Source organism: Stutzerimonas sp. FeSN7 (assembly GCF_030263795.1).
In the GTDB taxonomy this organism is placed as follows: domain Bacteria; phylum Pseudomonadota; class Gammaproteobacteria; order Pseudomonadales; family Pseudomonadaceae; genus Stutzerimonas; species Stutzerimonas stutzeri.
In genome coordinates this window covers 72,121-84,801 of record NZ_JARPMN010000002.1, presented here as the reverse complement: position 1 = coordinate 84,801, position 12,681 = coordinate 72,121, and the positions used below count along the sequence as shown (strand labels likewise).

The window sequence follows — 12,681 nt, the reverse complement described above, 5'->3', positions numbered from 1 at the left end:
GCATTATATACTTCCGTTTCTGAAACGGAAACGAACCATTGCCGCACCCGCGTGCACTCACCGGAACGACCATGCTACCGAAAAACCCGATTCTCGGCCTTTGCCAACAGGCCTCCTTCATGATCAGCGCCGCCAAGGTCGATCAGTGCCCGGCCGACGAGGGTCTGGAAGTGGCCTTCGCCGGTCGATCCAATGCGGGCAAGTCCAGTGCGCTGAACACCCTCACCCACGCCAACCTGGCGCGCACCTCGAAGACACCGGGACGCACCCAGTTACTCAATTTCTTCCGCCTCGATGACGAGCGCCGCCTGGTCGACCTGCCCGGTTATGGTTACGCCAAGGTGCCGATCCCGCTCAAGCAGCATTGGCAGCGCCATCTGGAAGCCTACCTGGGCAGCCGCGAGAGTCTGGTCGGGGTGTTCCTGATGATGGATATCCGCCATCCGCTGACGGAGTTCGACCGCATGATGCTGGACTGGGCCAATGCCAGTGACATGCCGTTGCACATCCTGCTGACCAAATCCGACAAGCTGGCCTTCGGCGCGGCGAAGAACGCGCTGCTGGCGATCCAACGCGATATCCGCAAGGGCTGGGGTGCCGATGTCAGCGTGCAGCTGTTCTCCGCTCCCAAGCGGCAGGGTGTGGAAGAGGCGCAGCTGGTACTGGCCAGCTGGCTCGGTTTGCTGGACGACTCCGAGCAAGACCAGGCACCTGAAGCGTAAGACCGCTCAACACCGCTGATCCACCACGCCGTGCCAGCACGCCTGTGGTGGATGCGAACGCGACATCTATCCGCGATGCACTGGCGGCGTGGCCGGGAATAAACGGCTGCAGGGCCCGAGCGCGACGTTCGCCGGTCCGCCTCTCCGAACCGGGCGGATGCCGAAAAACGACATCCACCCTCTCCATCACCTCCTATCAGTCACGATAGGCGTCCACCGGCACGCACGCGCAGAACAGATTGCGGTCGCCGTAGACGTTGTCCACCCGGTTCACCGCCGGCCAGTACTTGTGCGCACGTGCGTGGGCGCTCGGGGTCACCGCCTCGGCGATGCTGTAGGGGCGATCCCACTCGCCGATCACGTCGGCCAGGGTATGCGGCGCGCGTACCAGCGGGTTGTTGTCCGCCGGCCATTCGCCGTCCTGCACCTTGGCGATCTCCGCGCGGATGCTCAGCATCGCCTCGACGAAGCGATCCAGCTCCGCCTTCGACTCGCTCTCGGTGGGCTCGATCATCAGCGTGCCGGGCACCGGGAACGACATGGTCGGCGCATGGAAGCCGTAGTCCATCAGGCGCTTGGCAACGTCCTCCTCGCTGATGCCGCTGGCGGCCTTGAGCGGGCGCAGATCGAGAATGCACTCGTGGGCGACACGGCCGTTGCGTCCGCTGTAGAGCACCGGGAACGCGCCGCCGAGACGGTTGGCGAGGTAGTTGGCACCGAGGATTGCCACCTCGGTCGCGTCACGCAGCTGCGGGCCCATCATGGCGATGTACATCCAGCTGATCGGCAGGATGCTCGCGCTGCCCCAGGGCGCCGCGCTCACCGCACCGTTGCCCGGTTGGGGACCTTCCAGCTCGACCACAGGGTGATTGGCCACGAACGGCGCCAGGTGCGCCTTGACGCCGATCGGGCCCATGCCCGGGCCGCCACCGCCATGGGGGATGCAGAAGGTCTTGTGCAGGTTCATGTGCGAGACGTCGGCACCGATGTCCGCCGGTCGCGCCAGGCCGACCTGGGCGTTGAGGTTGGCGCCGTCCATGTACACCTGGCCGCCCTGGGCGTGGATTGCGGCGCAGATCTCGCGCACGTTTTCTTCGTAGACGCCGTGGGTCGACGGATAGGTGATCATCAGGCAGGACAGCCGGTCGCCGGCCTCGGCGGCCTTGCGCTTGAGGTCCTCGAGATCGACGTTGCCGCCCTTGTCGCATTCGACGATGACCACACGCATGCTGACCATCTGCGCCGAGGCGGGGTTGGTGCCGTGCGCCGAGGACGGGATCAGGCAGATGTCGCGCTGCCCTTCACCGCGGCTCTCGTGATACTTGCGGATCGCGACCAGGCCGGCGTATTCGCCCTGGGCACCGGAGTTGGGCTGCATGCTGATGGCGTCGAAACCGGTGATCGCGCAGAGCCAGGCTTCCAGCTCTTCGATCATCAGCCTGTAACCTTGCGCCTGGCCGCGCGGGACAAACGGATGCAGGTTGGCGAATTCGGCCCAGGTGATCGGGATCATTTCGCTGGTGGCGTTGAGCTTCATGGTGCAGGAGCCGAGCGGGATCATTGCCTGGTTCAGCGCCAGATCCTTGTTTTCCAGCTGCTTGAGGTAGCGCAGCATCTCGGTTTCGCTGTGGTGCGAGTTGAACACCGGATGCTCCAGGTAGCCGCTCTCGCGTTGCAGCCCTGCGGGAATGCCCGCGGCCAGCTCACCGGCATCCAGCGCGGCAACATCGAGGCCGTGATCGGCACCGAGGAAGATCGCCAGCAGCTGCTCGACGGTGCGCTCGTCGCAGGTCTCGTCGAGGCTCACGCCCAGCCGGCCGCGGCCGAGGATGCGCAGGTTGATCTGCGCCGCCTCGGCACTTTCGATGATCGCAGTCTGCGCACCTCCGACCTCAAGCGTCAGGGTGTCGAAGAAATGCCGGTTGAGCCGCACGATGCCCTTCTGCTCCAGACCCGCAGCGAGAATGGCGGTCAGCCGATGGACGCGCTGGGCGATGCGCTTGAGGCCCTGCGGGCCGTGATAGACGGCATAGAAGCCAGCGATGTTGGCCAGCAGCACCTGCGCGGTGCAGATGTTGGAATTGGCTTTCTCGCGACGGATGTGCTGCTCGCGGGTCTGCAGCGCCATGCGCAGCGCGGTGTTGCCGCGGGCGTCCTTGGACACGCCGATGATGCGTCCCGGCATGCCGCGCTTGAACTCGTCGCGGCTGGCGAAATAGGCCGCGTGCGGGCCGCCGTAGCCCATCGGCACACCGAAGCGCTGGGTCGAGCCGAGCACCACGTCGGCGCCCAGTTCGCCCGGCGGGGTCAGCAACAGCAGGCTGAGCAGGTCGGCCGCCACGCAGGCCAGCGCCTGCTGGGCGTGCAGCTGCTCGATGGCCGGACGCAGGTCGCGAATCTCGCCGTGGGTATCCGGGTACTGCAGCAGCGCGCCGAACACCTCCTGCCCGGCCAGCTCGTCCAGCGTGCCGACCAGCAGTTCGAAGCCGAACGCTTCGGCGCGGGTCTGCACCACCGAAAGCGTCTGCGGATGGCAGTTCTCGTCGACGAAGAAGCGGTTGCTCTTGCTCTTGGCCATGCGCCGGGCCAGGGTCATGGCCTCGGCTGCTGCGGTCGCCTCATCGAGCAGCGAGGCGTTGGCCAGATCGAGACCGGTGAGGTCGATGATCATCTGCTGATAGTTCAGCAGCGCTTCCAGCCGACCCTGGGCGATCTCCGGCTGATAGGGCGTGTAGGCGGTGTACCAGCCCGGATTCTCCAGCACGTTGCGCAGGATCACCGGCGGGGTGATGGTGCCGTGGTAGCCCATGCCGATCAGGCTGGTCCAGAGCTGGTTCTGCTCGGCATAGCCCTTGAGCTTGGCCAGCGCCGCCTGTTCATCCAGCGCGGGCGGCAGATTCAGCTCGCCCTGCAGGCGGATCGCCGGCGGCACGGTCTGCTCGATCAGCTGCTCGCGGCTGGCCAGCCCCAGCGCGTCGAGCATGGCCTGCTGTTCGCCCTGATCCGGGCCGAGGTGACGGCGCAGAAAGGCATCGGTTTGCTGGAGTTGGGAAAGGCTCGGCATATACGGCATGGTCGCTACTCTCGAAAAAAACAAAAGCCCCGACAGAGCGGGGCTTTTGCGGATGATGCTTAGGCGTCGGCGTCGCAGGCGGCCTGGTAGCCGGCTGCGTCGAGCAGCTTGTCCAGCTCCGCCTTGTCGCTCGGCTGCAGGCGGAAGAACCAGCTGCCGTAGGGGTCGCTGTTGACCTGCTCGGGTGAATCGGCCAGCGCCTCGTTAATGGCGATCACCTCACCGGAAACGGGGGCATAGATGTCGGAGGCGGCCTTTACCGACTCGACCACGCCGGCTTCCTGACCGGCATTGAGCTGGCGCCCGACCTCGGGCAGCTCGACGTAGACCACATCCCCCAGCGCCTCCTGGGCGTGATCGGAGATGCCGACGGTGACGCTGCCGTCCGCTTCGAGACGGGCCCACTCGTGGCTGGCGGCGTAACGCAGATCGCTGGGGATATTGCTCATTGTTGGATCCTCAAGGCTGTTGACAGCAGTCGCGCAAAACAGTCGGTCGAATTTACACCAGTACCTTGCCGTGCCGCACGAATGTCGGCTGCACGACCCGCACCGGATACCACTTGCCACGAATCTCCACTTCCGCGCGCTCGGCGGTGCCAGCCGGCACGCGCGCCAGGGCGATGGATTTGCCAAGCGTAGGAGAAAAACTGCCACTGGTGATCTCGCCGTCACCGACACCGTTGACCCGCACCACCTGATGGGCTCGCAGCACGCCGCGCTCTTCCAGCACCAGGCCGACCAGCTTGGGCAGATCGCCTTCGGCGCGCTGCTGCTCCAGCGCGGCACGGCCGACGAAATCGCGCTCGGCGGGCTCCCAGGCCACGGTCCAGCCCATGTTGGCGGCCAGCGGCGAGACCTCCTCGGTCATGTCCTGGCCGTACAGGTTCAGTCCGGCTTCCAGACGCAGGGTGTCACGAGCGCCAAGGCCGATGGGCGGGATGCCGGCACCAACCAGCTCGCTGAGAAAATCCGGCGCCTGCTCGGCCGGCAAGATGATCTCCAGACCATCTTCGCCGGTGTAGCCGGTACGACCGATGAACCAGTCGCCTTCGGCCAGGCCCTGGAATGGCTTGAGTTCCTGGATCAGCGTGGCGCGGGCCTGGCTGACCAGCTCGGCGGTGCGCGCACGGGCATGCGGCCCCTGGATGGCCAGCATGGCCAGCTGCGGACGCTCGTTGATCTCGACGGCGAAATCCGCCGCCTGGGCCTGCATCCACGCCAGGTCCTTGTCGCGGGTACTGGCATTGACCACCAGGCGGTAGCCCCAGTCGGTGAGGTAGACGATCAGGTCATCGATCACCCCGCCGCGCTCATTGAGCATGGCCGAGTAAAGAGCGCGGCCGGGGCTCTTCAGGCGTGCCACGTCGTTGGCCAGCAGGTGTTGCAGATAAGCGCTGGCCTGGTCGCCGGCCACATCGACCACGGTCATGTGCGAGACGTCGAACACTCCGCAATCACGTCGCACCTGATGATGTTCTTCGACCTGGGAGCCGTAGTGCAGTGGCATGTCCCAGCCACCGAAGTCGACCATCTTGGCGCCGAGCGCAAGGTGCTGATCGTAGAGGGGAGTACGCTGACCCATGGGTTTCTCCTTCCGGGCAGGTCGCCGAATCGGCGTTGGAAAAGTCAGTAAAGCCGGCCCTTGCGGGGAGCGGCGACTTTCGAATGGCGCGCATTGTAGCCCCAAGGTGGCAGGAGGTCACGGCGCATCAGGCGGCAGGAGACTGGAGGTCGAACGGCCTTACACGGGCGCTACCGGACCGCGTGCAGCGCCACCGGAAAGCCTCGGCAGGCTAGCCGACGCGCCTGGCCGAGCGACGAATCAGCAGGATCACCGGCAGCAGGCCGACCAGCACCAGCGTCAGCGCCGGCAGCGAGGCGCGCGCCCATTCGCCTTCGCTGGTCATCTCGAAAATGCGCACCGCCAGAGTGTCCCAGCCGAACGGACGCATCAGCAGAGTCGCCGGCATTTCCTTGAGCACGTCGACGAACACCAGCAGCGCCGCACTCAGCGTGCCCGGCAGCAAAAGCGGCAGATAGACGCGCAAGAACAGGGCCGGCCCGCCGACACCGAGACTGCGCGACGCCTGCGGCAGCGATGGACGAATTCGCGCCAGGGCGTTTTCCAGCGGGCCGAAGGCGACCGCCATGAAGCGGATCAGATAGGCCAGCAGCAAGGCACCGAGGCTGCCGAGCAGGATCGGCTTGCCGGCCCCGCCCAACCAGCTCGACAGCGGTATCACCATGTGCCGGTCCAGGTAACTGAACGCCAGCATGATCGACACTGCCAGCACCGAGCCGGGCAGCGCATAACCCAGGTTGGCCAGGCTGACCGCGCTGCGGATCGAGCGCACCGGCGCCTGACGCCGGGCGAACGCCAGCAGCAGCGCCACGCTGACGGTGATCAGCGCAGCCATGCCGCCGAGGTAGAGCGTGTGCAGGATCAGCCCGGCGTAGCGCTCGTCGAGGTCGAAGCGCCCGCGCTGCCAGAGCCAGGCCAGCAGTTGCAGCACCGGAATGACGAAGGCACAGAGAAACACCAGGCCGCACCAGGCGCTGGCGGCCAAGGCCTTCACGCCGGTCAGCCGATAAAGTGCAGCCGAGCGCGCGCGCTCGTTGGCCGGCCGCGCCGCGCCGCGCGCCCGGCGCTCGCCGTAGAGCACCAGCATCACCGCCAGCAGCAGCAGACTGGCCAGCTGCGTGGCGCTGGTCAGACTGAAGAAGCCGTACCAGGTCTTGTAGATGGCGGTGGTAAAGGTGTCGAAGTTGAATACCGCCACGGCACCGAAATCGGCCAGCGTTTCCATCATCGCCAGCGCCAGCCCGGCACCGATGGCCGGCCGTGCCATCGGCAGCGCCACGCGCCAGAAGGCCTGCCAGGGCGTCTGGCCGAGTACCCGCGCCGCCTCCATCAGCCCCTTGCCCTGAGCCAGAAAGGCCGAGCGAGCCAGCAGATAGACGTAGGGGTAGAACACCAGCACCAGCACCGCGATGACGCCCCCGGTGGAACGCACCCGCGGAAAGCGGATACCGCTGCCGAACCACTCGCGGGCCAGGCTCTGCACCGGCCCGGAGAAATCCAGCAGGCCGATGAAGACGAACGCCAGCACGTAGGCGGGTATCGCGAACGGCAACATCAGCGCCCAGTCGAGCCAGCGTCGACCGGGAAACTCGCACAACGCCGTCAGCCAGGCGAGGCTGACCCCGAGCACCACCACGCCGATGCCCACGCCGAGCACCAGTGTCAGCGTGTTGCCCAGCAAACGCGGCATCTGCGTGTCCCACAGGTGCGCCCAGATCTCGCCATCGATGCTGCCCCAGCTGAACAGCAGAATGCTCAGCGGCAGCAACACCAGCGCCGCGACGGCGAATGAGATGGGATACCAGCGGCGCTCGACGGGATGGGACACTCAAGCCTCGACAGCAGGAAAAACGACGCCCCGGACAAGCCGGGGCGCGAAGTATAACCGCAGCGGCAGACCTGGCGGCTGAGCCGCGGTCACCGCAGCGATGGCGGCAGGCGGATCAGTTCCAGCCGGCGCGGTCCATCATCTTGATCGCCTCGGCCTGGCGCTTGCCGGCGACTTCAACCGGAATGGTGTCGGCCTTGAACTCGCCCCATGCCGCAACTTCGGCGGACGGTTTCACGTCCGGGTTGGCCGGGTATTCCATATTGATGTCCGCGAAAATGCTCTGAGCCTCGGCGCTGGTCATCCACTCCACCAGCTTGCGCGCAGCATCCGGATTCGGCGCGTGCTTGGTCAGACCGATGCCCGACAGGTTGACGTGCACGCCACGGTCCTGCTGGTTCGGCCAGAACAGCTTGGCCTTGAGCTGTGGGTTCTGCGCATGCAGACGACCGAAATAGTAGGTGTTGACGATGCCGACGTCGCACTGGCCGGCGTCGACCGCCATGACCACGGCGTTGTCGTCGGCGAATACGTCGGTGGCGAGGTTGTTCACCCAGCCCTTGAGGATCTGCTCGGTCTTCTCGGCGCCATGGGTTTCGATCATGGTGGCGGTCAGCGACTGGTTGTAGACCTTCTTGCTGGTGCGCAGGCACAGGCGGCCTTCCCAGTTCTTGTCGGCCAGCGCTTCGTAGGTGGTCAGCTCACCGTCCTTGACCCGCTCCGGCGAGTAGACGATGGTCCGTGCGCGCAGCGACAGGCCGGTCCAGGCATCGCTGGAGGAGCGGTACTGCGCGGGGATGTTGTCCTTCACCACCTGGGAGTTCAGCGGCTGCAGGATGCCCATTTCTTCGGCTTGCCAGAGGTTGCCGCCATCGACGGTCAGCAGCAGGTCCGCAGGAGTGTTCGCGCCTTCGGCCTTGATGCGGGCCATCAGCGGAGCTTCCTTGTCGGTGATGAACTTGATCGCTACACCGGTCTTCTTGGTGTAGGCGTCGAATACCGGTTTGATCAGCTCATCGATGCGCGAGGAGTAAACCACTACTTCATCGGCAGCCTGGACAGCGCCCGATAGCGCCGTCAGCGCCAGGGCGGCGAGAAAACCTTTGCTAGCCTGCATGGAACAGCCTCTTGGTGAGATGGAACAGAGGCCTGAATAGTAGTGAATGTTATTTACCTTCTCAATGCGACAAATCGTGCCGGTAACCTTTTGTAAATATCAGTCTGCTATCAGGGCCGCGCCAGCGCAGGCAGGTCGCCGCTCAAGCCCAGCGCCTGGCGGACGAACAGCGCTTTCGCCTCCGGCAGTGCCTGTACAGCCTTGAGGCCGGTGTTACGCAACCAGCGCAGCGGCAATGGATCGGCCTGGAACAGTCGCTCGAAGCCCTCCATCGCCGCCATCATCGCCAGGTTGTGCGGCATGCGGCGGCGTTCGAAGCGACTCAGCACCCGAATATCTTCGGGCCGCTCACCACGCGCCATGGCCGCCTCGATGACCTCCGCCAGAACCGCTGCGTCCAGAAGCCCGAGGTTGACCCCCTGCCCTGCCAGTGGATGGATGGTGTGCGCGGCATCGCCGATCAGCGCCAGCCCAGGCTGCACGTAGCGCTTGGCATGACGCTGGCGCAATGGAATGCACAGCCGCGGATCGACCTCCTCTACCTCGCCCAGACGCCGCTCGAAGGCACGGCCCAGCGCCGCGCGGAACGCCGCGTCTTCCAGCGCCATCAGGCGCCTGGCTTCTAGCTCGGTAACCGACCAGACGATGGAGCACCAGTGCTGGTCGCGATCACGCTCCAGCGGCAGAAACGCCAGCGGGCCGTCGTCGGTGAAGCGTTGCCAGGCAGTCCGCTGATGCGGCTCGCTGCAGCGCACACTGGCGACGATGGCCTGATGCAGATAGTCCCATTCGCGCGTTTCGCAGCCAGCCAGCCGGCGCACCGCGGAGTTGGCGCCATCGGCGGCGACCAGCAAGGGCGCGTTCAGCTGACGACCGTCGTCCAGCGTCAGTTGCCAGCCCTGCGGCGTACGTTTCAGCCGCTCGAGCCGGGCGGCGCCGAGCAACCGCTGGCCGCCACGGCGCTGCATCGTCTCCAGCAGCGCGTCCTGCACCACCCGGTTCTCGACGATATGGCCGAGCACCTCGGCATGCACGGTCTCGGCGGAAAAATGGATCTGTCCGGTACCCGAGCCATCCCAGACATGCATGTCGGTGTACGGGCTGACGCGCCGCGCCGACATCCCCGGCCAGGCGCCGAGGCGCTCGAAGATGCGCTGGCTGGCTGCCGACAGGGCGCTGACTCGTGGCTCGAAGCCGCCTTGCGGGTCGAAATCGGCGGCCTCCAGCGGGCTCGCATCGAGCACCAGGATGTCCAGCCCGCTGCCTTCGAGTGCCAGGGCCAGCGTACTGCCGACCATTCCGGCACCGACGATGATCAGATCGGCTTGCATCAGTTGTCTCCTGCCTGCCGCGCGCGCGGCTTGAGTCTTATGTAGAGGGTCTTCTGCACCCGCGCCACCAGCGTACCGTCGCCATCACGCACTTCGACGTGCATCCGCGGCAGGTACTTGCTGCCATCGGCGGTGCGCATGCGAATCTCGTCGAGCAGTTGCTGGCTGATGCTGAAATCGGCGTAGACCGCGCCCCGCCCAGGGCTGACGAATTCGATGTTGGCCGCCTTGTCCCAGACGATGTAGTCCGGCCCGAGGTTCTCCATGAGCATCAGCACGAAGAACGGATCGACCATGGAATACAGCGATCCGCCGAACTGCGTGCCCACGTAGTTGCGGTTGTACCAGCGCAGCACCATCTTGACCCGGACCAGGCGCAGGTCGGCGCTGATATGTCGCACCCGCACCCCGGCGCCGAGGTACGGCGGGTAGAAGTTCAAGGCCCAGCGCAGAAATCGCGCCTTGCGCGCCAGCCTGGACCCATCCATGCGGAAGCCCGCGGGTACGGCGCGGTCAGCCGGCACGTGTGCCGAGGCCCATGGCCTGGCGCGCGAACCAGCGTTTGGCCACGGGAGCCAGGTCCAGGCCGAGCAAGCCGAGGTTACGTCCGGTGGCGACCAGCCGTCCGGAATCGCCGAACAGGCGGGTAACCTGGTCGGAGAAACCCACGGTCAGGCGCTGATCGAAACGTTGCCGGCGGACGTATTCCTGCAGCAGCGCCAGATCGCCCAGCGGCGCTTCGCTGCGCAGCAACGCGGCACTCAGCGCATCCACGTCCCGTAGCGAGAGGTTGTAACCCTGCCCGGCGATCGGATGCAGGCTGTGGGCGGCATTGCCCAGCACCACCAGCCCCGAGCGTACCTGCTCCTCGGCCTCGATCAGCGTCAGCGGGTACAGATGACGGGCGCCGACCTGCTGCAGCGCGCCCAGCCGATAGCCGAAGGCGTCCTGCAGTTCGGCTAGAAACACCGATTCGTGGGCCTGGGCCAGGCGCGTGGCATCGGCCGGCGAGCGGGTCCATACCAGGGCGCAGCGATGGTCCTGCAGCGGCAGCAGCGCCATCGGGCCGTCTTCGGTGAAGCGCTCGAAAGCCAGCCCGCCATGGGGCTTGCCCGGGGTGATGTTGGCGATCAGCGCGGTCTGTCCGTAGGGCCTGCGCGCAACCTGGATGCCGAGTTGCTCGCGCAGGCTGGAGCGGCCGCCGTCGGCCAGCACCGTCAGCGCGCACTCCAGCCGCTGGCCATCGGTGAAGCTCAGGCGATAACCGGCGGTGCCGGGCTCAAGCCGCTCGACTTCGGCCGGGCAATGGCGCACCACCACCTCGTCATCCAGCGCCTGCCACAGGCAATGTCCGATCCAGGCGTTCTCTACCACATAGCCCAGCGCCTCGACCGCCTCGTTCCGCGCATCCAGCCGGGCGGCACCGAAGCGGCCGCGTTCGGAAACGTGGATGCGCAGAATCGGCTCGGCACGCTCGGCGATCCGGTCCCACAGGCCCAGACGCTGATAGATCAGCCGGGTGCCGTAGGACAGCGCCGTGGAGCGCGCATCGTAGCTCGGCTGGTACTCGTGCCCCGGCTCGAACGGCTCGATCAGGTGGATACGCCAGCCACGCTCACGGGCGCCCTCCTGCAAGGCCAGCGCGAGGCTCGCGCCGACCAGCCCGCCCCCGATGATCGCCAGGCTCTGCATCAGGCGGCCTGTTCTCGTGCGGCGGCCATCAGTGCCTCGATCTCGGCCACGCTCTTCGGCACGCCACCGGTGAGGATCTCGCAGCCGTTCTTGGTCACCACCACGTCATCCTCGATGCGTACGCCGATGCCGCGCCATTTCTTGGCGACGTTCTGGTTGTCCGCGGCGATATAGATGCCAGGCTCCACGGTCATCGCCATGCCCGGCTCGAGCACGCGCCACTCGCCACCGATCTTGTAATCGCCGACGTCGTGCACGTCCATGCCCAGCCAGTGGCCGGCGCGATGCATATAGAAAGGTTTGTAGGCCTCGCTGGCGATCAGCTGGTCGACCTCACCCTGCAGCAGACCCAGCTCCACCAGGCCGGCGGTGATCACCCGCACCGTGGCCTCGTGCGCCTCGTTCCAGTGCTTGCCGGGTGCGATGTGCTTGAAGGCTTCTTCGTTGGCCTTGAGCACCAGCTCGTAGATGGCCTTCTGCTCGGGCGAGAACCTGCCGCTGACCGGGAAGGTGCGGGTGATATCGCTGGCGTAGCAGTCGATCTCGCAACCGGCGTCGATCAGCACCAGATCGCCATCCTTGAGCGGCGCATCGTTCTCCCGGTAATGCAGGATGCAGGCGTTCCTGCCGGCGGCGACGATGCTGCCGTAGGCCGGCATCTTCGCGCCACCCTTGCGGAACTCGTAGTCCAGTTCGGCTTCCAGGTGGTACTCGAACAGGCCGGCGCGGCTGGCCTGCATGGCCCGGATGTGCGCACGGGCGGAAATCTCCGCGGCGTGCTTCATCACTTTCACCTCGCTGCTCGACTTGTACAGACGCATGTCGTGCAGCAAGTGATCGAGGGCGACGAACTCGCTGGGCGGCTGCGCACCCTGGCGCGCCTTGGCGCGGATGGTCTTGATCCACTCCATCAGCCGGTGATCGAAGGCTTCGTTGGTGCCGATGGCGTAGTAGACCCGATCGCGGCCCTCGATCAGGCCGGGCAGGATGTCGTCGATATCGCCGATGGGAAAGGCATCGTCGGCACCGTATTCAGCGATGGCACCGTCCTGCCCGGCACGCAGGCCGTCCCAGAGCTCGCGCTCGGGATCGCGCTCGCGGCAGAACAGCACGTACTCGCCATGCTCGCGGCCCGGAATCAGGGCGATCACCGCTTCCGGCTCGGGGAAGCCGGAGAGGTACTGGAAGTCGCTGTCCTGGCGGTAGACATGCTCGACATCGCGGTTGCGGATGTACATCGGCGCCGCCGGCAGGATGGCGATGCTGTTGGGTTCCATCTGCTCCATCAGCGCCTTGCGTCGACGGGCGTATTCCGATCTGGGGATGCGAGTCAT

Annotated in this window: 10 protein-coding genes; 1 reads left to right on the top strand and 9 read right to left on the bottom strand. The window is 66.0% G+C overall.

What is annotated here, in order from left to right; genetic code table 11:
- The first annotated feature begins 71 nt into the window (after positions 1-71).
- On the top strand, positions 72-722 hold the full coding sequence (gene yihA, locus P5703_RS23280; protein WP_014598062.1) for a ribosome biogenesis GTP-binding protein YihA/YsxC: 651 nt from the start codon (positions 72-74) through the stop codon (positions 720-722).
- Between the two features lie 196 nt (positions 723-918).
- Here the strand turns inward: yihA and gcvP are convergent, their stop codons facing one another.
- The 9 genes from gcvP to pepP form a co-directional block, all read right to left on the bottom strand.
- Positions 919-3,795, bottom strand: a complete 2,877-nt coding sequence (gene gcvP, locus P5703_RS23275; protein ID WP_020305592.1) for an aminomethyl-transferring glycine dehydrogenase — start codon at positions 3,793-3,795, stop codon at positions 919-921.
- Positions 3,796-3,854: 59 nt separating this feature from the next.
- Positions 3,855-4,244, bottom strand: a complete 390-nt coding sequence (gcvH, locus tag P5703_RS23270) for a glycine cleavage system protein GcvH (RefSeq protein WP_013984409.1) — start codon at positions 4,242-4,244, stop codon at positions 3,855-3,857.
- A gap of 52 nt (positions 4,245-4,296) precedes the next feature.
- Positions 4,297-5,379 (bottom strand): glycine cleavage system aminomethyltransferase GcvT, encoded by a 1,083-nt coding sequence (gene gcvT, locus P5703_RS23265; RefSeq protein WP_017244155.1) that lies wholly within the window; start codon positions 5,377-5,379, stop codon positions 4,297-4,299.
- Positions 5,380-5,590: 211 nt separating this feature from the next.
- Positions 5,591-7,207 carry an ABC transporter permease gene (locus P5703_RS23260; protein WP_011915068.1) on the bottom strand — a complete coding sequence of 539 codons (1,617 nt, stop codon included), beginning with the start codon at positions 7,205-7,207 and terminating at the stop codon, positions 5,591-5,593.
- A 115-nt stretch (positions 7,208-7,322) separates the two neighbouring features.
- Positions 7,323-8,324: an extracellular solute-binding protein gene (locus P5703_RS23255; RefSeq protein WP_011915069.1), complete on the bottom strand. Its 1,002-nt coding sequence runs from the start codon at positions 8,322-8,324 to the stop codon at positions 7,323-7,325.
- 110 nt (positions 8,325-8,434) lie between these two features.
- A complete protein-coding gene (locus P5703_RS23250; RefSeq protein ID WP_285590459.1) occupies positions 8,435-9,655 on the bottom strand; it encodes a 2-octaprenyl-3-methyl-6-methoxy-1,4-benzoquinol hydroxylase in 1,221 nt (406 codons plus the stop codon).
- A complete protein-coding gene (locus P5703_RS23245) occupies positions 9,655-10,143 on the bottom strand; it encodes a DUF4442 domain-containing protein (RefSeq protein ID WP_017244159.1) in 489 nt (162 codons plus the stop codon). The genes P5703_RS23250 and P5703_RS23245 overlap by 1 nt, the downstream gene beginning before the upstream one ends.
- Before the next feature lie 25 nt (positions 10,144-10,168).
- Positions 10,169-11,347, bottom strand: a complete 1,179-nt coding sequence (gene ubiH, locus P5703_RS23240) for a 2-octaprenyl-6-methoxyphenyl hydroxylase (protein ID WP_125882362.1) — start codon at positions 11,345-11,347, stop codon at positions 10,169-10,171.
- Complete coding sequence (gene pepP / locus P5703_RS23235; RefSeq protein WP_013984415.1) at positions 11,347-12,681, bottom strand: Xaa-Pro aminopeptidase; 1,335 nt, start codon at positions 12,679-12,681, stop codon at positions 11,347-11,349. The genes ubiH and pepP overlap by 1 nt, the downstream gene beginning before the upstream one ends.

What these genes read in the sequence shown, in the direction of transcription:
- yihA (WP_014598062.1), top strand. Translation starts at nt 72, where the DNA reads ATGCTACCGAAAAACCCGATTCTCGGCCTTTGCCAACAGGCCTCCTTC.
- gcvP (WP_020305592.1), bottom strand. Translation starts at nt 3,795, where the DNA reads ATGCCGTATATGCCGAGCCTTTCCCAACTCCAGCAAACCGATGCCTTT.
- gcvH (WP_013984409.1), bottom strand. Translation starts at nt 4,244, where the DNA reads ATGAGCAATATCCCCAGCGATCTGCGTTACGCCGCCAGCCACGAGTGG.
- gcvT (WP_017244155.1), bottom strand. Translation starts at nt 5,379, where the DNA reads ATGGGTCAGCGTACTCCCCTCTACGATCAGCACCTTGCGCTCGGCGCC.
- P5703_RS23255 (WP_011915069.1), bottom strand. Translation starts at nt 8,324, where the DNA reads ATGCAGGCTAGCAAAGGTTTTCTCGCCGCCCTGGCGCTGACGGCGCTA.
- P5703_RS23250 (WP_285590459.1), bottom strand. Translation starts at nt 9,655, where the DNA reads ATGCAAGCCGATCTGATCATCGTCGGTGCCGGAATGGTCGGCAGTACG.
- P5703_RS23245 (WP_017244159.1), bottom strand. Translation starts at nt 10,143, where the DNA reads ATGGATGGGTCCAGGCTGGCGCGCAAGGCGCGATTTCTGCGCTGGGCC.
- ubiH (WP_125882362.1), bottom strand. Translation starts at nt 11,347, where the DNA reads ATGCAGAGCCTGGCGATCATCGGGGGCGGGCTGGTCGGCGCGAGCCTC.
- pepP (WP_013984415.1), bottom strand. Translation starts at nt 12,681, where the DNA reads ATGACTCGCATCCCCAGATCGGAATACGCCCGTCGACGCAAGGCGCTG.